The 21,482-nt window shown below is 40.8% G+C and carries 23 protein-coding genes; 19 read left to right on the forward strand and 4 right to left on the reverse strand.

Annotated elements, in window-relative coordinates; translation table 11 throughout:
- The first annotated feature begins 104 nt into the window (after nucleotides 1-104).
- The 3 genes from NMM25_RS02855 (at nucleotide 105) to manA (ending at nucleotide 3,001) form a co-directional block, all read left to right on the forward strand.
- Nucleotides 105-365, forward strand: coding sequence for a SemiSWEET family transporter (locus NMM25_RS02855; RefSeq protein ID WP_001291473.1), 261 nt, complete (start codon nucleotides 105-107; stop codon nucleotides 363-365).
- A gap of 131 nt (nucleotides 366-496) precedes the next feature.
- Nucleotides 497-1,936 (forward strand): 6-phospho-beta-glucosidase, encoded by a 1,440-nt coding sequence (locus NMM25_RS02860; protein ID WP_254735903.1) that lies wholly within the window; start codon nucleotides 497-499, stop codon nucleotides 1,934-1,936.
- Between the two features lie 120 nt (nucleotides 1,937-2,056).
- Nucleotides 2,057-3,001: a mannose-6-phosphate isomerase, class I gene (gene manA, locus NMM25_RS02865; protein WP_254735904.1), complete on the forward strand. Its 945-nt coding sequence runs from the start codon at nucleotides 2,057-2,059 to the stop codon at nucleotides 2,999-3,001.
- A 39-nt stretch (nucleotides 3,002-3,040) separates the two neighbouring features.
- Here the strand turns inward: manA and NMM25_RS02870 are convergent, their stop codons facing one another.
- Nucleotides 3,041-4,381 (reverse strand): sodium-dependent transporter, encoded by a 1,341-nt coding sequence (locus tag NMM25_RS02870; RefSeq protein ID WP_254735905.1) that lies wholly within the window; start codon nucleotides 4,379-4,381, stop codon nucleotides 3,041-3,043.
- A gap of 250 nt (nucleotides 4,382-4,631) precedes the next feature.
- On the opposite strand from NMM25_RS02870, the gene NMM25_RS02875 reads away from it, so the two are divergent.
- The gene (locus NMM25_RS02875; protein WP_254735906.1) at nucleotides 4,632-5,372 is read left to right on the forward strand and encodes a MerR family transcriptional regulator; all 741 of its coding nucleotides are present in this window, start codon (nucleotides 4,632-4,634) and stop codon (nucleotides 5,370-5,372) included.
- Nucleotides 5,373-5,416: 44 nt separating this feature from the next.
- On the opposite strand, the gene NMM25_RS02880 is transcribed toward NMM25_RS02875, so the two are convergent.
- The 3 genes from NMM25_RS02880 to NMM25_RS02890 are packed head-to-tail and all read right to left on the reverse strand — an operon-like array spanning nucleotide 5,417 to nucleotide 8,036.
- The gene (locus NMM25_RS02880; protein WP_254735907.1) at nucleotides 5,417-5,938 is read right to left on the reverse strand and encodes a DUF1697 domain-containing protein; all 522 of its coding nucleotides are present in this window, start codon (nucleotides 5,936-5,938) and stop codon (nucleotides 5,417-5,419) included.
- Nucleotides 5,939-5,951: 13 nt separating this feature from the next.
- A complete protein-coding gene (locus NMM25_RS02885) occupies nucleotides 5,952-7,133 on the reverse strand; it encodes an NAD(P)/FAD-dependent oxidoreductase (protein WP_254735908.1) in 1,182 nt (393 codons plus the stop codon).
- 57 nt (nucleotides 7,134-7,190) lie between these two features.
- Entirely contained in the window at nucleotides 7,191-8,036 is an 846-nt protein-coding gene (locus NMM25_RS02890; RefSeq protein ID WP_254735909.1) for a DegV family protein, read from the reverse strand.
- Nucleotides 8,037-8,160: 124 nt separating this feature from the next.
- Here NMM25_RS02890 and NMM25_RS02895 point away from each other — a divergent pair, with 124 nt between their 5' ends.
- The 15 genes from NMM25_RS02895 to prfB all read left to right on the forward strand — a co-directional run bounded on the left by NMM25_RS02895 (nucleotide 8,161) and on the right by prfB (nucleotide 21,469).
- The gene (locus NMM25_RS02895; protein WP_000003897.1) at nucleotides 8,161-8,718 is read left to right on the forward strand and encodes a TetR/AcrR family transcriptional regulator; all 558 of its coding nucleotides are present in this window, start codon (nucleotides 8,161-8,163) and stop codon (nucleotides 8,716-8,718) included.
- An 18-nt stretch (nucleotides 8,719-8,736) separates the two neighbouring features.
- Nucleotides 8,737-9,204 carry a cytidine/deoxycytidylate deaminase family protein gene (locus tag NMM25_RS02900; protein WP_254735910.1) on the forward strand — a complete coding sequence of 156 codons (468 nt, stop codon included), beginning with the start codon at nucleotides 8,737-8,739 and terminating at the stop codon, nucleotides 9,202-9,204.
- A gap of 88 nt (nucleotides 9,205-9,292) precedes the next feature.
- The gene (upp, locus tag NMM25_RS02905; protein ID WP_000515974.1) at nucleotides 9,293-9,922 is read left to right on the forward strand and encodes a uracil phosphoribosyltransferase; all 630 of its coding nucleotides are present in this window, start codon (nucleotides 9,293-9,295) and stop codon (nucleotides 9,920-9,922) included.
- Nucleotides 9,923-10,095: 173 nt separating this feature from the next.
- Nucleotides 10,096-10,686, forward strand: coding sequence for an ATP-dependent Clp protease proteolytic subunit ClpP (clpP, locus tag NMM25_RS02910; protein WP_000613467.1), 591 nt, complete (start codon nucleotides 10,096-10,098; stop codon nucleotides 10,684-10,686).
- A gap of 78 nt (nucleotides 10,687-10,764) precedes the next feature.
- Entirely contained in the window at nucleotides 10,765-11,034 is a 270-nt protein-coding gene (locus NMM25_RS02915; RefSeq protein WP_044021086.1) for a YlbG family protein, read from the forward strand.
- 87 nt (nucleotides 11,035-11,121) lie between these two features.
- Entirely contained in the window at nucleotides 11,122-12,282 is a 1,161-nt protein-coding gene (locus tag NMM25_RS02920) for an ABC transporter substrate-binding protein (protein WP_000726128.1), read from the forward strand.
- Between the two features lie 119 nt (nucleotides 12,283-12,401).
- A complete protein-coding gene (locus NMM25_RS02925) occupies nucleotides 12,402-13,271 on the forward strand; it encodes a branched-chain amino acid ABC transporter permease (protein ID WP_000941410.1) in 870 nt (289 codons plus the stop codon).
- Nucleotides 13,272-13,274: 3 nt separating this feature from the next.
- A complete protein-coding gene (locus tag NMM25_RS02930) occupies nucleotides 13,275-14,231 on the forward strand; it encodes a branched-chain amino acid ABC transporter permease (protein WP_000856262.1) in 957 nt (318 codons plus the stop codon).
- Nucleotides 14,231-14,995, forward strand: a complete 765-nt coding sequence (locus tag NMM25_RS02935) for an ABC transporter ATP-binding protein (RefSeq protein WP_254735911.1) — start codon at nucleotides 14,231-14,233, stop codon at nucleotides 14,993-14,995. Before NMM25_RS02930 ends, NMM25_RS02935 begins: the two co-directional genes overlap by 1 nt.
- Nucleotides 14,995-15,705, forward strand: coding sequence for an ABC transporter ATP-binding protein (locus NMM25_RS02940; protein WP_242745813.1), 711 nt, complete (start codon nucleotides 14,995-14,997; stop codon nucleotides 15,703-15,705). The genes NMM25_RS02935 and NMM25_RS02940 overlap by 1 nt, the downstream gene beginning before the upstream one ends.
- A gap of 354 nt (nucleotides 15,706-16,059) precedes the next feature.
- Nucleotides 16,060-17,838: a phosphotransferase gene (locus NMM25_RS02945; RefSeq protein WP_254735912.1), complete on the forward strand. Its 1,779-nt coding sequence runs from the start codon at nucleotides 16,060-16,062 to the stop codon at nucleotides 17,836-17,838.
- A 1-nt stretch (nucleotide 17,839) separates the two neighbouring features.
- Nucleotides 17,840-18,025, forward strand: a complete 186-nt coding sequence (locus NMM25_RS02950; protein WP_000859101.1) for a hypothetical protein — start codon at nucleotides 17,840-17,842, stop codon at nucleotides 18,023-18,025.
- Nucleotide 18,026: 1 nt separating this feature from the next.
- Nucleotides 18,027-19,454, forward strand: a complete 1,428-nt coding sequence (locus NMM25_RS02955) for a cytosine permease (protein WP_254735913.1) — start codon at nucleotides 18,027-18,029, stop codon at nucleotides 19,452-19,454.
- A 152-nt stretch (nucleotides 19,455-19,606) separates the two neighbouring features.
- Entirely contained in the window at nucleotides 19,607-20,263 is a 657-nt protein-coding gene (locus NMM25_RS02960) for a CBS domain-containing protein (RefSeq protein ID WP_000268643.1), read from the forward strand.
- 110 nt (nucleotides 20,264-20,373) lie between these two features.
- Nucleotides 20,374-21,469 (forward strand): peptide chain release factor 2 gene (gene prfB, locus NMM25_RS02965; protein WP_096753628.1). Its coding sequence is split into 2 segments (ribosomal slippage): nucleotides 20,374-20,445 and nucleotides 20,447-21,469, totalling 1,095 coding nucleotides; the frame shifts between segments, so codons are not numbered across the junction.
- The last annotated feature ends 13 nt before the right edge of the window (nucleotides 21,470-21,482 follow it).

Below are 21,482 nucleotides of genomic sequence, written 5' to 3' on the forward strand. Positions count from 1 at the left end.
AAGATTGTGATAGTTTACATCTTCATAACAAAAGCTTCAAAGTCTTGATTGTTTTGAAAAAAGATTATAAAATATGATTCATAAAAATGAAAGAGGTTTTGAAAATGTCTGAAAAACAAATGAAAATTTTGGGTTGGGTAGCGACCTTCATGTCTGTTATGATGTATGTCTCTTACTTCCCACAAATCATGAACAACTTGGCTGGTCAAAAAGGGAATTTCATCCAACCCTTAGTCGCAGCCATCAACTGTAGTCTATGGGTTTATTACGGTCTTTTCAAGAAAGAAAGAGATATTCCCCTTGCGGCTGCTAATGCACCAGGTATCGTTTTTGGACTAGTAACGGCTATCACAGCTTTGATTTAAAAAGAAGACTGGTTTCAGTCTTTTTTTCGTATATATAAAAGTAAGTTTAGTGCTATTATTATCCAGAGGGTTCCAAACTTTTTGCCTCCTTTTTAGTATAATAGAAGTAATAAATCAATCGAGGTAAAGTGATGACAGAAATACTACAATTTCCAGAAGGATTTCTCTGGGGTGGTGCAACGGCGGCTAATCAATGTGAGGGTGCTTATAATCAGGACGGTCGTGGTCTTGCTAATGTGGATGTGGTACCGATTGGTCCAGACCGTGAGGCCATTATTACAGGTCAGAAAAAGATGTTTTCGTTTGAGGAGTGCTATTTTTACCCAGCAAAGGAAGCCATTGATATGTACCATCATTACAAGGAAGATATTGCGCTTTTTGCAGAAATGGGATTTAAAACCTATCGACTTTCCATTGCTTGGACTCGGATTTTTCCTCAAGGTGACGAAGCAGAGCCAAATGAAGCTGGTCTAGCTTTTTATGAGGATTTGTTTAAAGAATGTCACAAGTATGGAATTGAACCACTGGTGACCATCACGCATTTCGATTGCCCCATGCACTTAATTAGGGAGTACGGTGGTTGGCGCAATCGTCGTATGTTGGACTTTTACGCAAATCTTTGTCGCACCCTCTTTACCCGTTACAAGGGCTTGGTCAAGTACTGGCTCACCTTCAACGAAATCAATATGATTTTGCATGCCCCCTTTTTAGGAGCTGGGATTTGTTTTGAAGAAGGAGAAAATCAAGAACAGATCAAATACCAAGCAGCCCACCATGAGCTGGTAGCCTCGGCTATGGCGACTAAAATTGCTCACGAAATTGATCCAGAAAACAAGGTGGGATGTATGTTGGCAGCAGGGCAATATTATCCTAACACTGCCCATCCGAGAGACTACTGGGCAGCTATGGAAGAAGACCGTAAGAGTTACTTTTTCATTGATGTTCAAGCGCGTGGGGAATACCCAAACTATGCCAAGAAGCAGTGGGAGCGTGAGGGAATTAAGATTGAAATGTCGACAGAAGATTTGGACTTGTTAAAGAATCACACTGTTGACTTTGTTTCCTTCTCTTACTATGCGAGTCGAGTGGCCTCAGGCGATCCAGAAGTGAGGGATCTGACTGCTGGAAATGTCTTTGCATCTATCAAAAATCCCTATCTTGAATCCTCAGAATGGGGTTGGCAGATTGACCCACTGGGGCTTCGTATCACCCTCAATGCCATCTGGGATCGTTATCAAAAGCCTATGTTCATCGTAGAAAATGGACTCGGTGCTATGGACACGCCAGATGAAAATGGCTACGTAGCAGATGACTATCGGATTGCTTATCTAGAAGCCCACATCAAGGCTATGCGAGATGCTATTTACCAAGATGGCGTTGAATTGCTTGGTTATACGACTTGGGGTTGTATCGATCTGGTTTCAGCTGGAACAGGCGAAATGAACAAGCGTTATGGTTTTATCTATGTGGATTGTGATAATGCAGGTCATGGAAGTCTCAAGCGGAGCAAGAAGAAATCCTTCTACTGGTACAAGGATGTCATTGCCAGCAATGGTGCAAGTATTAAGTAGAGAATATTTGTTCACTATTTTTACAAAATCTTCTCCCTACTTTATAAGATAGGAAAAAGAGTTCAATTCGAACTCTTTTTTTGCTATAATGAGGGGAGAAAAATCAGACAGGAGATCGACATGTCAGAACCATTATTTTTACAATCAGTTATTCAAGAAAAAATCTGGGGTGGGACCAAGCTACGTGATGAGTTTGGTTACGACATTCCAAGTGAAAAAATTGGCGAATACTGGGCTATTTCAGCCCACCCAAATGGGGTTTCAAAGGTAGCCAATGGTCGCTACGAGGGAACAGACCTTGCTACTTTGTATGCGGAACACCGTGAATTGTTTGGCAACCGTCCCGAACCTGTATTTCCACTATTGACCAAGATTCTCGATGCCAACGACTGGCTCAGTGTCCAAGTTCATCCAGACGATGCCTATGGACTAGAACATGAAGGCGAGTTAGGGAAAACAGAGTGCTGGTACATCATCGCAGCAGACGAAGGTTCAGAGATTATCTATGGCCACAACGCCAAATCAAAAGAAGAACTCCGCCAGCAAATCGAAGATAAAAACTGGGATACCTTGCTGACCAAAGTGCCAGTCAAGGCTGGAGATTTCTTCTATGTACCAAGTGGAACCATGCACGCTATCGGTGCGGGAATCTTGATTCTTGAAACTCAACAGTCTAGTGATACAACCTATCGTGTCTATGACTTTGACCGTAAGGATGACAATGGCAACTTGCGTGAACTTCACCTTGAAAAATCCATCGATGTCTTGAACATTGGTGAACCAGCAAATAGCCGTCCTGTAACAGTCAAAGCTGATGATTTGTGTTCAACTCTCCTTGTATCCAATGATTTCTTCGCCGTTTACAAGTGGGAAATCACTGGAAAAGTTGATTTTGAAAAGACAGCTGACTACAGTTTGTTGAGTGTCTTAGCTGGCCAAGGGAAACTGATTGTAGATGGAAAAGATTATCCAATCCAAAAAGGTAGCCACTTTATCCTACCAAGTGATGTTGAATCTTGGACTCTGGAAGGGCAAGGGCTGGAATTGATTGTTAGTCATCCATAAAAAGAAAGGGCCTGAGTTTACTACTCAAGTCCTTTTTGATTACATAAATTGGGCGATAAAAACCACGATGATGATGATGGGAATGATAAAACGAAGAAGGAAGAGCCAGACTTGGAAAAGTCCCTGTTTCCAAGCTCTTTCATCAAGATGGAGTTCCTCCATGGCAAGGGCCTTTTTGAAGATGTAGCCTGTAAAGAGAGAAAGGCAGAGGGCTCCAAATGGCATGAGGAGATTGGAAACCAAGAAATCCATGGCGTCAAAGAAGGTTTTACCAAAAATGTGAACATCCGCCATAACTCCGTAAGATAGGGCTGAAGGAATTCCAAAAACAAAGGTCAAGATTCCTAAAATGGCACTCCACTTAGCCCGCTTGCTGTTGTCCTGATTGGTGACATTGCCCACATTGATTTCCAGCATGACTACAGAAGAAGTGACCGTCGCAAAGAGGAAGAGCAAGAGGAAAAGGATGTAGAAAATGGTTCCAAAGGGCATCTTGTCAAAGAGTTGTGGCAAAACGATAAAGAGCAGGCTTGGTCCCCCTTCAGACTGGATATTGAAGGCTGACATGGCTGGGAAAATGGCTAGACCTGCCATGATGGATACCGAGATGTTCATGGCTACGATGGAAATCCCTGACTGGACCAGATTGGTTTTCTTGTCCAAGTAAGAAGCATAGGTCAGCATGGCTGTGACCCCTAATGAAAGGGCAAAGAAAGATTGTCCCAGGGCATAAAGGAAGCCAGCACTGGTCAGTTTTGAGAAGTCTGGTTTGAGGAAGTAGAGAACGCCTTCCATGGCATTTGGCAAACTGAGAGAGCGCCCAATGATCACGACAAAGATGATAAAGAGCAGGGGCATCATAACTTTTGAGGCTCTTTCAATCCCTTTTTGAACCCCACGTGATACAATAAAGATATTCAACAAGATAAAGGTAGCTTGAGCTCCTAGAGCAATGGCTGGGTTTGAAATGATTGAAGTAAATAACTGAGCATAATCACCCGTTCCACCAAGTTGGAACAATTTTCCAAACTCAATGCCTAGATAGACTAAAATCCATCCTCCAATGACACTGTAAAAGGATAGGAGGATAAAGAGGGCAAAGGCACCAATCCAACCGATAAAATTGTATTTGCTATTCTTGCCCAGTTTTCCAAAGGTTTTGATAGCAGAAACGCCAGCGCTACGACCAAGTGCAAACTCAGCAAGCAAGAGCGGGAAACCGATTAAAATGGTAGAAATGAGAAAGACCAGTAAAAAGCCTCCACCGCCATTTGCAGCAGTCATATAGGGAAACTTCCAAACGGCACCAAGCCCGATGGCTGAGCCAGCAGATGCTAGGATGAAGCCCAGTTTCGAGCCCCATTGCGATTTTTCTGACATAGTTAAACTCCAATCTCGTTTTTAAAATAAGAAAAGGCTACTTGAGTTGTCAAATAGCCTTCTCTCAATGGCTCTTTATGAGCCTTCTGTTTGATTGATAGACTTGACTATCCTATCATGTTTTCTAATGTCTGTCAAGAAAACCATTTTCAAGTTTTCACACCTTTCACAAAAAGTTAAAAATGTTTCGCAAAAACGCTTGACTCTGACCTAAGGGGATGGTTTATACTATTCTTGTAAGGAGGAAATCATGTACCATATAAAAGAAGCTGCGCAGCTTACAGGTGTCTCTGTCAAGACCCTGCACCACTATGACAAGATAGGACTCTTGGTTCCCTTGAAGTCGGAAAACGGCTATCGAACCTACAGTCAAGAGGATTTGGAACGCCTTCAAGTCATTCTTTACTATAAATATCTAGGTTTTTCTTTAGAAAAAATAGCAGAGCTATTAAAGGAAGATAGATCAGATTTGTTGCCTCACTTGACTAGACAGTTGGACTATTTGACTCGAGAAAGGCAACATCTAGATACCTTGATTTCCACCTTGCAAAAAACCATTCAAGAACAAAAAGGAGAAAGAAAAATGACCATTGAGGAAAAATTCACGGGATTTAGCTATCAAGACAACCAAAAATACCACCAAGAAGCGGTAGAGAAATATGGGCAAGAAGTCATGGATCAAGCCCTCGAGCGACAAAAAGGTCGTGAAGATGAGTCTACGGCCGCCTTTAACCAAGTCTTTCAAACTTTGGCACAAAATCTTCAAGCTGGTTTACCTGCAACAGCAGCCGAAAACCAAGAGCAAGTAGCCAAGCTCTTGCAAGCCATTCGTACTTATGGATTTGACTGCTCTATTGAAGTCTTCGGTCATATCGGAAAAGGATACGTCTACAACCCAGAGTTTAAGGAAAACATTGACAAATTTGGACCTGGTACAGCTCAATACACATCAGATGTTATTGCTGCTTACGTTCGGACACAGACAAAATAAAAATCAGCGGAGTTACCTCTGCTGATTTTTTCTGGTTTCAAGTACTATTTGGTTAATAGTTTTTCAACTACGTTTAACTTTCGCATGGTCAGAACCACGCCAAACAATTTTTCAAGATAGTTGGTATTGAGCTTTTTTTGTTTTGCAGTTCTAGGAAGATAGAGGTAGAGACAGTAATCGCCTACACAGATTTCTTCCTCGCCGTAGTCAGTTTTCAATTTTTCTAGTGGCAGACTTTGGATAAGTCCTTGATAAAGAATTACATGCACACGATCATGAAGATAGTCTTCTTTAAATGGATTCTCATGAACAATCTTTTCAAAATTGTTCTTATTCTTGATAACCATTTTTAAGTCGGCCCCAATTTTTTCCTTTATCAAAGTATGAACGCGTTCTCGTATTTCTTCTAAATCTGAGTCACTCTCAAGAATGATATTCCCACTTTGAATATAGGTTCGAACGTGTTGAAAACCAGCTTCTGTCAAAATATCTACCAAATAAGACATTTTCGGGATAGCATTTTTTCCATTAGGAGTAACGCCTCTTAGTAAAATAATATGTTCCAAAGGATTTCCTTTCTTACTTGGTATTTATTGGATTGGAGCCTGCCACCCAGCCGGTGCAGAGGGCAGAAGTGATGTTGAAGCCACCCGTGTGGGCATTGATATCTATGACTTCGCCAGCAAAGTGGAGACCAGGAACGAGCTTACTTTCCAGAGTTTTGGGATTGATTTCCTTGAGACTGACACCGCCTTTGGTGACAAATGACTTGGCAAGAGACATTTTGCCAGTCACAGGGATTTTGAGAGCCTTGATAGACTGGAGTAGTTGCTCGCGTTCTTTTTCAGTTAGCTGTTTAACTTTGTCAGGATATTCTTGAACAAAAAATTCTGCCAAGCGTTCTGGAAGCAAAGTTTTCAAAGCATTTTTCAAGGATTTTTCCCGATTATCTTCTAGAAATGCAGCCAAGTCTCTCTCAGAAAGTTGGGGCAAAACATCTAGCGAGAGAATCTCCCCGCCCTTGACAAAACTAGACATACGCAGAGCAGCAGGACCGGATAGACCAAAGTGGGTAAAGAGCAGATCGTGGGTGATGACATGCTTGCCATAGCTTAAGGTCACATCGTCTAGTGAAATCCCCTGAAGCGCTTTGTGTGAAAAATCAGTAAACAATGGGCTTTCAGCAGCTTCAAGCTCAGTAATGGTATGTTTGAAATGGCGGGCAATCTCGTGACCGAAACCAGTCGAACCAGTGGAAGGATAGGATTTACCACCTGTTGTGACAATGAGTTTATCACAAGTGAAGGTTTGGTCTGCGGACTTAAGGACAAACTGGTCGTCTATCTTTTTAACAGAAACAATCTCCGTTTGAGTAGCAACTTGACCTCCTAGCTCAGTGATTTTCTTTTCTAGGGCCTCGATAATAGTCCGCGATTTGTCGCTAGCAGGAAAGACGCGTCCGTGGTCCTCGACCTTTAGTTTAACACCGTTTTCCGTGAAAAAGTTGATGATATCATGGTTATCAAACTGGGAAAAGACACTGTATAGAAAGCGTCCATTTCCAGGGATGCCAGCTAGTAGGTCATCTAGAGTTCCGTTGTTAGTTACATTGCAACGACCACCACCAGTACCAGCTAATTTTTTTCCGAGTTTCCGATTTTTTTCGATGAGAAGAGTTTTCTGACCATAAAAGCTACTGGAAATGGTAGCCATCATGCCAGCAGGTCCACCACCGATGACAATAGTATCAAAATGTTTCATAGCTCTATTGTACCACAAAAAACAAGAGATGCTTGGCATCTCTTGTTGCTCATAATCTTAGTTAATTTCATATCCCATCAACAAACCGCCATCTTCTGCATAAAAACTGCAGAGACCAGACGTTGGGATAATTTTGATATCCGCTTGTGGGAAGTTTTCCAGCAAGCGTTCTGACAATTGCTGACAGAATTTTTCATTGCTGCGATGAGCCATGACGATACGGCCACCAGCATAGCCAGCCTTGATGAGTTCTTCATAGGCTGCTTGAAGCGATTTTTTTGGTCCACGAGCCTTTTGGAGCAGTTCTAGTGTTCCAGTATTACTCGCCTCTCCGACCATACGGATGTTGAGAAGACCAACAACTGTACCGATAAGTTTGCTCAAACGACCATTTTTTACCAAGTTATCGACCTTAGCGAGGACAAAGAGCAACTTGGTTTTTTCTTGGTAGGCTGTGATAGCTTCAACAATCTCCTCATAAGAAAGTCCTTGTTCAATCAATTCATTGATTTTTTCGACAATCAAGTCAACTTCCCCACCTGCAGATAAACTATCAATAACATGAATCTGAGTGTCAGGATGTTCTTCAAGGTAGATATTCTTAGCAAGTTGCGCACTATTATGACTGCCAGAAAGAGCACCAGTGATAGTAACGACAAAGATATGCTTGGCTCCTTCGAATGCACGCAAGTAATCATCAGGGCTAGGACAGGCTGATTTTGAAGCCTCAGAAGTCGCATACATGGTTTCCATCATGTGGTTAATGTCGAGATTGGCATCATCGATAAAGACCTGATCAGCTACTTGAATGGTTAAAGGAACACTCACAAATTCAGTATCGATAGCAAGAGTAGGCAGTTGACGATAATCACAACCAGAGTCAGCTACAATCTTCCAAGTCATAGAAATTCTCCATCTTTGTCACTTATACATTGACAAAGGTTCTGTCTTTTTTTACAATTATATCATGAAAGCCCTTGAAACAAAAGTACCACCTCTCTGTTGTCACAAGTAGAAAGAAATTGTTATGTCTGAACGTAAAATATCTGAAAAATCTCTTGAAAATCTCAGAAAATCAAATCAAGAATCCAATTTCTTGACCAGAGAAGCAATCGAGACGGCTCTTTTGCAACTTCTAGAGAAAAAAGATTTGGCCAAGATCAGCATTTCGGAGCTGGTCAAACGAGCGGGTGTCTCTCGCGCTGCCTTCTATCGAAATTATGATTCTAAAGAAGAGATTTTGGAAAGCGTCTTTAAACGCAGTGTCCATAACATTATGGAACAGCTGAGCCACTACGATGTCAAAACAGACCTTTATCTGGTCTGGGTACACCTTTTCCGCGCAGCCAAGAAAGAAGCCAAGGTTATCCAACTTGCTCTGGACTATCATTTGGAAAAGATTTTTGTCCAAGCCATGCAGGAATTTCTAGAAAAATACCACGGAAAGTCAAAAGGCGTTAGCAGCTACCTTCATTCCTTTTGGAGTTCTGCCATCGTATCGGTTCTGCTCAAATGGATCAAGGATGGCATGAAGGTTCCAGCTGAAAAGATTGCAGATTTACGCTTGCCATTTTTCAAAAAATAGGGGATAAGGAGAAGAATAATGACAGAAAAAAGACTGGCTTGGGATGAGTACTTTGCTGCCCAGGCCTTACTGATTGCCAATCGTTCGACCTGCAAACGTGCCAAGGTGGGTGCTGTTCTAGTCAAGGATAATAAGGTGATTTCAACAGGCTACAATGGTTCCGTATCAGGAACGGAGCACTGTATCGATCACGACTGTTTAGTCATTGAAGGTCACTGTGTCCGTACACTTCACGCTGAGGTTAATGCTATTCTCCAGGGGGCTGAACGGGGGGTTCCAAGAGGATTTACAGCCTATGTGACCCATTTCCCTTGTCTGAACTGCACCAAACAACTGCTTCAAGTTGGTTGCAAGCGCGTGGTTTATATCAACCAGTACCGTATGGACGACTATGCCAAATACCTCTATCAAGAAAAAGGCACCGAGTTAACTTATTTACCACTTGAGACTGTTCAGACAGCTCTTCAAGAGGCAGATTTGATTTAAAAATTAATAAAAATAAATGGTTTAGAAAGCTTTTTAAACCGTTTTTTGATATAATAAGAAGAATAAATTGAAAGAAGGAACTCAGAAAATGGGAAAAATTGAAGTCATTAATCATCCACTCATTCAACACAAGTTGTCAATCTTGCGTCGTACAGACACTTCTACAAAAGCTTTTCGTGAACTAGTAGACGAGATTGCAATGTTGATGGGATATGAAGTACTTCGTGATCTTCCACTTGAAGACGTGGAAATCGAAACACCTATCACAAAGACCGTTCAAAAACAATTGGCTGGTAAAAAATTGGCGATTGTCCCAATCTTGCGTGCAGGTATCGGGATGGTAGATGGCCTCTTGAGCTTGGTTCCAGCAGCCAAAGTTGGTCATATCGGTATGTACCGTGATGAAGAAACCCTTCAACCAGTTGAATACTTGGTGAAATTACCTGAGGACATTGACCAACGTCAAATCTTTGTAGTGGACCCAATGTTGGCAACAGGTGGCTCAGCAATTTTGGCTGTAGATTCGCTTAAAAAACGTGGCGCATCAAATATCAAATTTGTCTGCCTAGTATCTGCTCCAGAAGGAGTGAAAGCTCTTCAAGAAGCACACCCAGATGTAGAGATCTTTACAGCAGCCTTGGATGAACGCTTGAACGAACACGGTTATATCGTTCCAGGTCTTGGAGATGCTGGAGACCGCTTGTTTGGTACTAAATAAAATTCCAAATTAAATATTGAAACTAGAAGTTCGTTTTTGACTTGAAAGGAGGTTGAGTTTTTGTTTCTGTTTAGAGAATAGAGCAAAAATTTGACCTTTTTTGACCAAAAAGATATAATAGTTCTGTATTGAGTCGTAAGACTAAGAAAATTCAACATTAAAAGGAGAAATGAATGATTCCTGTAGTTATTGAACAAACAAGCCGTGGAGAACGTTCCTATGATATTTACTCTCGTCTTCTGAAAGACCGCATCATCATGCTAACAGGTCCAGTTGAAGACAACATGGCCAACTCCGTTATCGCCCAATTACTCTTCTTGGATGCCCAAGACAGCACAAAAGATATTTACCTTTATGTCAACACACCTGGAGGCTCTGTTTCAGCTGGTTTGGCAATCGTTGATACTATGAACTTTATCAAGGCTGATGTCCAAACTATCGTTATGGGGATGGCAGCATCTATGGGTACTGTCATCGCATCAAGTGGCGCAAAAGGCAAACGTTTCATGCTTCCAAATGCAGAGTACATGATTCACCAACCAATGGGTGGTACAGGTGGTGGTACCCAACAGACAGATATGGCAATCGCTGCAGAGCACTTGCTCAAAACTCGTAAAACTTTGGAGCAAATTCTTGCAGATAACTCTGGTAAATCAGTTGAGCAAATTCATGCAGATGCGGAACGTGATTACTGGATGAGTGCCCAAGAAACACTTGAATATGGCTTTATTGATGAAATCATGGCCAACAATTCTTTAAGCTAAGCAACCTAGAAAGCAAACTCGACGGAGTTTGCTTTTTTTGGTATAATAGGGGAAGATTTCTTAGAAAGAGGATCCCTCATGTTTGAAAAAACAAATCGATCAGGATTAATCATCTATCTCTACTATAACCGAGATGCAAAAAAACTTCAGGAATACGGTGATATCTGTTACCATTCCAAAAAACATCGTTACTTGCAGCTCTATGTTCCAACTGGGGAGCTAGATGACTTGGTTGAGAGATTAGGTAAGGAAAGATATATCAAGAAAATTAGACGTTGCCATATTCAAGAGCTAGAAACTCCCTTCGTTGGGAATCTCTATCGGACTGAAGAAAACGTTATCATTTAAAAAGTTAAACAAATACATTGACAATTTTCTGATAATTCGGTATATTCTTAACATACAATTTTTGAAACAACTATAAGGAGATTAAAAATGAAGAAAAAATTTGCCCTATCTTTTGTGGCTCTTGCTAGTGTGGCTCTTCTTGCTGCCTGTGGAGAGGTCAAGTCAGGAGCGTCAAACACAACTGGAAATCCAGTAGACGAAAAAACAATTAAAATCGGTTTTAACTTTGAAGAGACAGGTGCTGTGGCAGCTTATGGTACAGCTGAACAAAAGGGTGCCCAACTTGCTGTAGACGAAATCAACGCTGCAGGTGGAATTGATGGAAAACAAATCGAAGTTGTGGACAAAGACAACAAGTCAGAAACTGCTGAAGCAGCTTCTGTTACAACAAACCTTGTTACCCAATCAAAAGTAGCAGCTATTGTAGGACCTGCGACATCTGGTGCAACTGCTGCAGCTGTAGCTAACGCTACTAAAGCTGGAGTGCCATTGATTTCACCAAGTGCTACTCAAGACGGTTTGACTAAAGGTCAAGATTACCTATTTATCGGAACATTCCAAGATAGCTTCCAAGGGAAGATTATCTCTAACTATGTCACAAACAAGTTGAATGCTAAGAAGGTTGTTCTTTATACTGACAACGCTAGTGACTATGCTAAAGGTATTGCTAAATCTTTCCGCGAAGCCTACAAGGGTGAGATTGTAGCAGATGAAACGTTTGTAGCAGGTGATACTGACTTCCAAGCAGCCCTTACTAAAATGAAAGACAAAGAGTTTGATGCTATCGTTGTTCCAGGTTACTACACAGAAGCTGGTAAAATTGTAAACCAAGCTCGTGGTATGGGAATTGATAAGCCAATCATTGGTGGCGATGGATTTAACGGTGAAGAATTTGTTCAACAAGCAACTGCTGAAAGAGCATCAAACATTTACTTCATCTCTGGTTTCTCAACTACCGTTGATGTTTCTGCAAAAGCTAAAGCTTTCCTTGAAGCATACCGTGCTAAATACAACGAAGAGCCTTCAACATTCTCAGCTTTAGCCTATGACTCAGTTTACCTAGTAGCAAATGCTGCAAAAGGTGCTAAAAACTCAGGTGAAATCAAGGACAACCTTGCTAAAACCAAAGATTTTGATGGTGTAACTGGTCAAACAAGCTTTGATGCTGACCACAATACAGTGAAAACTGCTTACATGATGACCATGAACAATGGTAAAGTTGAAGAAGCAGAAGTTGTAAAACCATAACATTAGAATAGTAATTGAAATGGGGAATGAGCCTTTGACTCACTCCCTGTTTCGGTGTTTATGAACTTGTGAAAATAATGAAATTTTCTAAAAAATAACGATAGAAAAGAGTGAATGCTATGCTCCAACAACTTGTGAATGGTCTAATTCTGGGTAGTGTTTATGCACTTTTGGCTCTGGGTTATACCATGGTTTATGGAATTATCAAACTCATTAACTTCGCCCATGGTGATATTTACATGATGGGTGCCTTTATTGGTTACTTTTTGATTAATTCTTTCCAAATGGATTTCTTTTTAGCTTTAATTATTTCAATGGCAGGAACCGCACTACTTGGTGTTGTGATTGAGTTTCTTGCCTACCGTCCTTTAAGACACTCTACACGTATTGCTGTATTGATTACTGCCATCGGAGTGTCTTTCCTACTGGAATACGGAATGGTTTATCTAGTAGGTGCCAATACTCGTGCCTTCCCTCAAGCAATTGAAACAGTCCGCTTTGACTTGGGACCAATTAGCTTGACAAATGTTCAATTGATGATTTTAGCAGTTTCTATATTCTTGATGGTTTTATTGCAATTGATCGTCCAAAAAACAAAAATGGGGAAAGCCATGCGTGCGGTATCAGTTGATAGTGACGCAGCTCAATTGATGGGAATTAATGTAAACCGTACAATCAGCTTTACCTTTGCTTTGGGTTCAGCCCTTGCTGGTGCAGCAGGTGTCCTCATTGCCCTTTACTACAACTCTCTTGAACCTTTGATGGGTGTGACTCCGGGTTTGAAATCATTCGTTGCGGCCGTACTGGGTGGTATCGGGATTATTCCTGGTGCAGCTCTAGGGGGATTTGTGATTGGCTTGTTGGAAACATTTGCTACTGCCTTCGGTATGTCTGATTTCCGTGATGCTATCGTGTATGGAATCTTGCTTTTGATTCTGATTGTTCGACCTGCGGGTATCCTTGGTAAGAATGTGAAAGAGAAGGTGTAAACAATGAAGACAAATCTTAAAGTAAATATTCTCTGGTTATTCCTTCTGTTAGCGGGTTATGGATTGATTAGCGTACTGGTTTCTGCTGGTGTTCTCAATCTATTCCATGTCCAAATTTTAGAACAAATTGGGATTAATATCATCCTTGCAGTAGGTTTGAACTTAATCGTTGGTTTTTCAGGACAATTCTCACTTGGTCATGCAGGTTTTATGGCAATTGGGGCTTATGCAGCAGCGATTATTGGTTCAAAATCACCAACCTATGGTGCCTTCTTTGGAGCAATGGTCTTGGGCGCTTTGATTTCTGGTGCAGTTGCTTTGCTCGTTGGGATTCCGACACTTCGTTTGAAGGGTGACTACCTGGCTGTTGCGACACTAGGTGTTTCAGAAATCATTCGTATCTTTATCATTAATGGTGGTAGTTTGACCAACGGTGCTGCTGGTATCTTGGGTATACCAAACTTTACCAACTGGCAAATGGTTTATCTTTTTGTAGTGATCACAACTATTGCAACTCTAAACTTCTTACGTAGTCCAATTGGACGCTCTACTCTATCTGTTCGTGAGGATGAGATTGCTGCTGAATCCGTTGGGGTAAACACTACAAAGATCAAGATTATCGCTTTTGTCTTTGGTGCCATTACAGCAAGTATTGCTGGTTCACTTCAGGCCGGTTTTATCGGTTCTGTTGTCCCAAAAGATTACACTTTTATTAATTCCATCAACGTGTTGATTATCGTTGTATTTGGTGGACTTGGATCTATTACTGGTACCATCGTTTCAGCGATTGTTTTAGGAATTTTAAATATGCTCCTTCAAGATGTAGCTAGCGTACGTATGATCATCTACGCCTTGGCTCTTGTATTGGTTATGATTTTCAGACCAGGTGGACTTCTTGGGACATGGGAATTGAGTCTATCACGTTTCTTTAAAAAATCGAAGAAGGAGGGACAAAACTAATGGCATTACTTGAAGTTAAACAGTTAACCAAACATTTTGGCGGTCTAACAGCTGTTGGAGATGTCACTCTTGAATTGAATGAGGGAGAATTGGTTGGTCTGATTGGACCAAACGGGGCTGGTAAAACAACCCTTTTCAATCTCTTGACCGGCGTTTATGAACCAAGCGAAGGTACTGTGACACTAGATGGTCACCTCCTAAATGGGAAAACTCCCTATAAGATTGCTTCACTTGGACTCAGTCGTACTTTCCAAAATATTCGTCTGTTTAAGGACTTAACAGTTTTGGAAAATGTTTTGATTGCGTTTAGCAATCATCATAAACAACATGTCCTCGCTAGCTTTCTACGCTTACCTGCTTTCTATAAGAATGAGGAAGAATTAAAAAATAAAGCTTTGGACTTGCTGAAGATTTTTGATTTGGATGGTGACGCAGATACTCTTGCGAAGAATCTAGCCTATGGCCAACAACGTCGATTGGAAATCGTTCGTGCTCTGGCAACAGAACCTAAAATCCTCTTTTTGGATGAACCTGCAGCTGGGATGAATCCTCAAGAAACAGCTGAATTGACAGAATTGATCCGTCGTATCAAAGATGAATTTAAAATTACCATCATGCTCATCGAACACGACATGAATTTGGTTATGGAAGTCACTGAGCGTATCTATGTTCTTGAATATGGTCGGTTAATCGCTCATGGGACTCCGGATGAGATCAAGAACGACAAACGCGTTATCGAAGCTTATCTAGGAGGTGAAGCCTAATGTCTATGTTAAAAGTTGAAAACCTCTCTGTGCATTACGGTATGATCCAAGCAGTTCGTGATGTAAGTTTCGAGGTTAATGAAGGTGAAGTTGTTTCCTTGATTGGTGCTAATGGTGCTGGTAAAACAACCATTCTTCGTACCCTTTCAGGTTTGGTTCGTCCTAGTGCTGGTAAAATTCAGTTTTTAGGAAAAGAAATTCAAAAGCTACCAGCGCAAAAAATCGTGGCAGCTGGTCTTTCACAAGTTCCTGAGGGACGCCATGTTTTCCCAGGTTTGACTGTTATGGAAAACTTAGAAATGGGAGCCTTTTTAAAGAAAAATCGTGAAGAAAATCAAGCTAACTTGAAAAAAGTTTTCTCACGCTTCCCACGTCTTGAAGAGCGTAAAAACCAAGATGCGGCAACTCTTTCAGGTGGTGAACAGCAGATGCTGGCTATGGGACGCGCTCTCATGTCTACACCTAAGCTCCTTCTCTTGGATGAGCCGTCAATGGGACTTGCCCCAATCTTTATCCAAGAAATTTTTGATATCATTCAAGATATTCAGAAGCAAGGAACAACGGTTCTCCTAATTGAACAGAACGCTAACAAAGCTCTCGCTATCTCTGACCGTGGTTATGTACTTGAAACAGGAAAGATTGTCCTATCAGGAACAGGAAAAGAACTTGCAGCATCAGATGAAGTCAGAAAAGCATATCTAGGTGGCTAAAAAGGTCTGGAGGACCTTTTTAGTCGCCAGATGAGGATTGCGCAAGAAAATCTCCTCTAGTCTGGGAGACTAGTTTAGGTTGTGGATGGAGATTGCGCACGCAATCCCTCTATAGTCTGGGGGACCTTTTTAGTCGTCAGATAAGGATTGCAACCAAGCGACACCTAATACGACTACTTATCAAGAATATAAAATATTTCAGGGCTCCAGAATAAGGAGCTCTTTTATTTATATGTTTTTGAGGAAAGGGAAGAAGGTCTTAATTTTTACTAATTGTTTCCCTATTTGAATTGACAGTTATTCTTGTTCATATTATAATATGAGTAAGAAAAAATTGAACAGGAGGACTGAGAAATGCTAACAGAGAAACAATTTAAACTTTTGCGTTTTATGTTGATACATAAAGAAAAGACCTTTACTCAGAGACAGTTAGCTGAAGAGTTAGACCTATCTTTAGGAACAATTAACACATTATTGAAAAAACTGAAAGAAGAGAAGTGGGTTGATGAGGAGCTTCACTTAACAGAACTGGGCCAAAAAGTTTTAGAACCCTATCGAGTAGAAAATGCCATTATAATGGCTGCTGGCATGAGTAGTCGTTTTGCTCCTTTGTCTTATGAAATTCCTAAAGGATTGCTTCAAGTCAAGGGGGAACGCTTGATAGAGAGGGAAATTAGACAACTGCAAGAAGCAGGAATAGAAGATATAACCGTTATTGTAGGCTATCTTCAAGAAAAAATGTTCTATCTTGCAGAGAAGTTTGGTGTAAAAATTGTAGTGAATAATGATTACTACAAATACAATAACTGTTCATCTCTCATGTTGGTTAAAAATCAACTTTCCAACACTTATATTTGTTCATCGGATAATTATTTTGTGGAAAATCCGTTTGAGCAATATATTTATAGAGGTTATTACTCGACGATATTTGCAGAAGGTCAAACGGACGAATATTGTGCTATAGAGGATTCGAATCACACGATTATTGATATCCAGATTGGTGGAGAAAATACTTGGGCCATGGTGGGACACGTTTATTTCGACCGCGCATTCAGCGAGAAATTCAAGGAAGTTTTAGAAACCGAGTTTAAACACGAACCTTATCGGGAACAGCTTTGGGAGGATTACTATGGTCGCCATGTCAAAGAACTCCTTTTAGAAGCGCGCCACTATTCAGCGGATATTGTTAAAGAATTTGATTCACTAGATGAACTACGTCAATTTGATGAACGTTATTTGGTAAATGCAGATTCGGCCATTATTGATAATATCTGTAAGACATTAAAGTGTGTGGCTTCAGATATTGTCAATATCAAACCACTAAAAGATGGATTAACCAACACATCATTTTCATTTGACTGTCTAGGGAAAAAATATGTTTACCGTCATCCGGGTAGGGGAACGGAAAATTATATCGACCGAGCTAGTGAAGCAGCTTCAATGGAAATTGCTGCAAAATTAAAGATCGACCGTACCTTCGTAGCCATGAACAAGGATGAGGGATGGAAGATTTCAGAGTTTATTCCCAATGCTAAGCAACTGGATTATGATAATTGGGATGATGTGGCACAAGCAATGAACCTCTTGAGACGGTTACACCAATCTGGAGAAAAAACGGAACATTCCTTTGACCAATTTGAAGGAATTATTGATTTTAGAGAAAAATTGAAGGCTAGAAATCGGTTCGAGTTTGATGGTCTCGAGGAACTGGATAAAACCGTCTCACTTCTCAAAAATTATTTACAGAATGATCCGAAACAGGTTGTCCTTTGTCATGGAGATTCCTATAGTCCTAATTTTTTGTTAAACGAAGCAGGCGAAATGAGCTTGATTGATTGGGAATATTCTGGAATGGGAGAGCCAGCAGGAGATTTGGGGACCTTTATCGCGTGTTCCAACTATACCGTAGAGGATGCTGAAAAAGTACTGGAATTGTATCTACAAGAAGTACCAGATAAAAAAACCAAACGTCACTACTTGGCTTATGTAGCAGTGACCTCATATTATTGGTTCTTGTGGGCTTTGTTCCAGGAGAGTGTCGGAAAACCAGTCGGTGAGTTTCTCTACATCTGGTATCGCTATACCAAACAATATGGACAACTGGCCCTTGACTTGTATTTGGAGGAAAACTAAGATGAAAACGACATCCGAAATTGAAGAATTAGTAGCAGCTGAAACAAAGAGAAGATTGGAAGAAATGGAGTCACCAAACTACGAGTTTGTTCAACCCTTCCTAAAAAGTGATTTCATTTTAATCATCTCCATAGTCCTAATCAACCTTGTTTTGATTATCTTAGCAATGACGGGAGGAATTCAATAACATGTCTAAAATGAATGACTATATCCAACAAGAAACCATAACAGGAATTGTTCCCATGACCAATAAGGATCGTCAGTATTCTTTCTGGGATCTCTTTCTATCGACAAGTGGTTTTGCCATTGCTACTTGGTGTTATACCCAAGGAGCCTATGTAGCTCAATATTTGACCTTTAATCAAATGTTAATAAATATTTTTAGCTTTAACATTATCTGGGTCTTTATTGAATGTCTCCCTATTTTGTTTGCAGTTAAGTATGGAATTGATTTGTGGATTTGGTTGAGAGCTGTTCTGGGAAAAAGAGGTGTAGCCTTGTTATCAACCATTATTAGCTTGGCTAACTTTGGATGGTATGCTGTTGCTGCAAATCTTTTTGCCAGTTCCATGATTCATTTGGCAAATAATTTTGGTCTTGGTTTGGACAAGGGAATATGGGCACCTATTCTTGGTACCCTCTGTGTTCTTCTTGGGACTCTCATTGCTCTTGGAGGCCCGGAAGTGATTAAATGGACCAATCGCTTCTTGGTTATCGCCTTATTGATTGTCGGTCTCATCATCGTTGGAATCTGCTTTGTCGCCGTTCCTATAACGGATATTATGAACATCCAACCAGCCACCCAAGGAGATTTGACGCCATTAGAACGCTTCATGCTCTCTGGAGAAGGAAATGTTGCCTTTGCTTTCTCTTGGTCTACACAGGCATTGGTTTTACCACGTTTAGCAAAATCAGAACGCAGTGGTTATTGGGCTACAGCCTTATCATACGGAGTTGTGGCACCATTCTTCGTTGCAACAGGTGGAGTCATGGCTCTAGCCATGTTTGCCAAAACAGGTGTTTATGAAAGTGATCCAACAACCATGCTTTCAACTCTAAGCACCCCCGCCTTTGCTCTCTTAAGTCTCCTACTAGTAGCCTTTGCCAATATTGGAACCCAGGGGACTGGATCCTACGTGAACTGTATGATTGTCAAAAGCGGGATGCCAAAAGTAAGCTATAAACTAATGGTTTGGATTGCCATGGTCTACGTGAGTCTACTCACTATCTGGGGAGGAGTAGAAGAATATTTCGGATCCTTCATCTCCCTAGCCGCCTATATTCAGGGGCCAATTATTGGTATGATTGTTGTCGACTATTTTATCTTAAGAAAACGAAAACTCGACTTGCGTTCAGCCTATTTCCTTGAAGGGCATGACGCCTACGAGTTTACTAAAGGATTTAACTTAGTTGGCTTGTCTTGTGTATTTATCTCCTTATTGGTAGCGGTACTTTTTGTCTACAACCCTGTAACTGCACAAATTCAAAGTCCAATCTTTTTAATCACAACGGGAAGTGGTTTTACTGCGCTATTCGGTGGTCTACTATACTGGCTAGCTAGTCTTAGCCCATTGAAACGTTATATGATAAAAGATCGAGACACTATTACGATTTAAGAAGAAAGGGGGCTTCGGTTCCCTTTTAATTTATACTGGCATTTTATGCAAACTTCTCAGATTATTCAAAATCTTGAAAAAGAGATGAAAGCGTTTGATAGATTTTCTAAGAAAGTGTATAATAAAAGTAGCAATATAGAAGGAGAAGTCTCATGGCAGTTAAAGATTTCATGACCCGTAAGGTAGTTTATATCAGTCCAGATACGACTGTAGCACACGCAGCAGATTTGATGCGCGAGCAAGGTTTGCACCGTTTACCTGTTATCGAAAACGATCAATTAGTCGGATTGGTAACAGAAGGAACCATTGCGGAAGCAAGCCCATCTAAAGCAACCAGTCTCTCTATCTATGAGATGAATTATCTTCTGAATAAAACCAAAGTAAAAGATGTAATGATTCGTGATGTCGTGACGGTTTCTGGCTATGCTAGTCTAGAAGATGCGACCTACCTGATGCTAAAAAATAAAATTGGGATATTACCAGTCGTAGACAATCATCAGGTCTACGGTGTCATTACAGATCGCGATGTTTTTCAGGCTTTCTTGGAAATCGCTGGGTACGGAGAAGAGGGGATTCGTGTTCGTTTCATTACAGAAAATGAAGTCGGAGTACTGGGGAAAATTGTAGCTTTAATTGTAGAAGAGGATTTAAATATTTCCCATACTGTTAACATCCCACGTAAGGATGGCAAGGTCGTCATCGAAGTTCAAATTGATGGAAAAATTGATTTGACTGCCTTAAAGGATAAGTTTGAAAAAGAAGGAATTCAAGTGGAGGAGATCACTCATACCTCTGCCAAAGTCCTTTAAACAAGAGGCTTTAGAGCCTCTTTTCTTCTGCCATCAAAAGCGGTGAAAAGCAAAATATGGAAAGAAATGAGAGATTATGGTATAATAAAACGATATGAAAAGGAGTATCTATGGACATTTCAGAAATTCGTCAAAAAATTGACGCAAATCGTGAAAAATTAGCTTCTTTTAGGGGGTCTCTTTGACCTAGAAGGCTTAGAGGAAGAGATTGCCATCTTGGAAAACAAGATGACAGAACCTGATTTTTGGAACGATAATATCGCGGCCCAAAAAACGTCGCAAGAATTAAATGAATTAAAAAACACCTACAACACCTTCCGTAAAATGGAAGAGTTGCAGGATGAAGTTGAGATTTTATTGGACTTTTTAGCAGAAGATGAGTCAGTCCATGATGAACTGGTCGAACAGTTGACAGAACTGGATAAGATGATGACCAGCTACGAGATGACCCTTCTCTTGTCAGAACCTTATGACCATAATAATGCCATCTTGGAAATTCATCCAGGATCTGGTGGTACTGAGGCTCAGGACTGGGGCGATATGTTGCTTCGTATGTATACTCGTTATGGAAATGCCAAAGGCTTTAAAGTAGAAGTATTGGATTACCAGGCTGGTGATGAAGCGGGTATCAAGTCTGTGACCTTGTCTTTTGAAGGTCCCAATGCATACGGCCTACTTAAATCAGAAATGGGTGTTCACCGTTTGGTCCGTATTTCGCCATTTGACTCTGCCAAACGTCGCCATACTTCATTTACATCCGTAGAGGTTATGCCTGAGTTGGATGATACCATCGAAGTGGAGATTCGTGAAGATGATATCAAAATGGATACCTTCCGTTCAGGTGGTGCTGGAGGACAGAACGTCAATAAAGTTTCAACTGGTGTGCGTTTGACTCACATTCCTACGGGGACAGTCGTTCAATCGACAGTCGATCGTACCCAGTATGGAAATAGAGATCGTGCCATGAAGATGTTGCAGGCTAAGCTCTATCAAATGGAGCAAGAAAAGAAAGCTGCGGAAGTCGATTCCCTTAAAGGTGAGAAAAAAGAAATCACATGGGGAAGTCAAATCCGTTCATATGTTTTCACGCCTTATACTATGGTAAAAGATCACCGTACAAGCTTTGAAGTTGCTCAGGTAGATAAGGTGATGGATGGAGACCTTGATGGTTTTATCGATGCCTACCTCAAGTGGCGAATCAGCTAAGATAGAAAGGAAC

This window comes from Streptococcus sp. CF10-1, from assembly GCF_024295825.1.
GTDB lineage: Bacteria > Bacillota > Bacilli > Lactobacillales > Streptococcaceae > Streptococcus.

Excerpts from the sequence above, each read along its gene's own strand:
- NMM25_RS02855 (WP_001291473.1), top strand. The coding sequence starts at position 105 with ATGTCTGAAAAACAAATGAAAATTTTGGGTTGGGTAGCGACCTTCATG.
- NMM25_RS02860 (WP_254735903.1), top strand. The coding sequence starts at position 497 with ATGACAGAAATACTACAATTTCCAGAAGGATTTCTCTGGGGTGGTGCA.
- manA (WP_254735904.1), top strand. The coding sequence starts at position 2,057 with ATGTCAGAACCATTATTTTTACAATCAGTTATTCAAGAAAAAATCTGG.
- NMM25_RS02870 (WP_254735905.1), bottom strand. The coding sequence starts at position 4,381 with ATGTCAGAAAAATCGCAATGGGGCTCGAAACTGGGCTTCATCCTAGCA.
- NMM25_RS02875 (WP_254735906.1), top strand. The coding sequence starts at position 4,632 with ATGTACCATATAAAAGAAGCTGCGCAGCTTACAGGTGTCTCTGTCAAG.
- NMM25_RS02885 (WP_254735908.1), bottom strand. The coding sequence starts at position 7,133 with ATGAAACATTTTGATACTATTGTCATCGGTGGTGGACCTGCTGGCATG.
- NMM25_RS02890 (WP_254735909.1), bottom strand. The coding sequence starts at position 8,036 with ATGACTTGGAAGATTGTAGCTGACTCTGGTTGTGATTATCGTCAACTG.
- NMM25_RS02895 (WP_000003897.1), top strand. The coding sequence starts at position 8,161 with ATGTCTGAACGTAAAATATCTGAAAAATCTCTTGAAAATCTCAGAAAA.
- NMM25_RS02900 (WP_254735910.1), top strand. The coding sequence starts at position 8,737 with ATGACAGAAAAAAGACTGGCTTGGGATGAGTACTTTGCTGCCCAGGCC.
- upp (WP_000515974.1), top strand. The coding sequence starts at position 9,293 with ATGGGAAAAATTGAAGTCATTAATCATCCACTCATTCAACACAAGTTG.
- clpP (WP_000613467.1), top strand. The coding sequence starts at position 10,096 with ATGATTCCTGTAGTTATTGAACAAACAAGCCGTGGAGAACGTTCCTAT.
- NMM25_RS02915 (WP_044021086.1), top strand. The coding sequence starts at position 10,765 with ATGTTTGAAAAAACAAATCGATCAGGATTAATCATCTATCTCTACTAT.
- NMM25_RS02920 (WP_000726128.1), top strand. The coding sequence starts at position 11,122 with ATGAAGAAAAAATTTGCCCTATCTTTTGTGGCTCTTGCTAGTGTGGCT.
- NMM25_RS02925 (WP_000941410.1), top strand. The coding sequence starts at position 12,402 with ATGCTCCAACAACTTGTGAATGGTCTAATTCTGGGTAGTGTTTATGCA.
- NMM25_RS02930 (WP_000856262.1), top strand. The coding sequence starts at position 13,275 with ATGAAGACAAATCTTAAAGTAAATATTCTCTGGTTATTCCTTCTGTTA.
- NMM25_RS02935 (WP_254735911.1), top strand. The coding sequence starts at position 14,231 with ATGGCATTACTTGAAGTTAAACAGTTAACCAAACATTTTGGCGGTCTA.
- NMM25_RS02940 (WP_242745813.1), top strand. The coding sequence starts at position 14,995 with ATGTCTATGTTAAAAGTTGAAAACCTCTCTGTGCATTACGGTATGATC.
- NMM25_RS02945 (WP_254735912.1), top strand. The coding sequence starts at position 16,060 with ATGCTAACAGAGAAACAATTTAAACTTTTGCGTTTTATGTTGATACAT.
- NMM25_RS02950 (WP_000859101.1), top strand. The coding sequence starts at position 17,840 with ATGAAAACGACATCCGAAATTGAAGAATTAGTAGCAGCTGAAACAAAG.
- NMM25_RS02955 (WP_254735913.1), top strand. The coding sequence starts at position 18,027 with ATGTCTAAAATGAATGACTATATCCAACAAGAAACCATAACAGGAATT.
- NMM25_RS02960 (WP_000268643.1), top strand. The coding sequence starts at position 19,607 with ATGGCAGTTAAAGATTTCATGACCCGTAAGGTAGTTTATATCAGTCCA.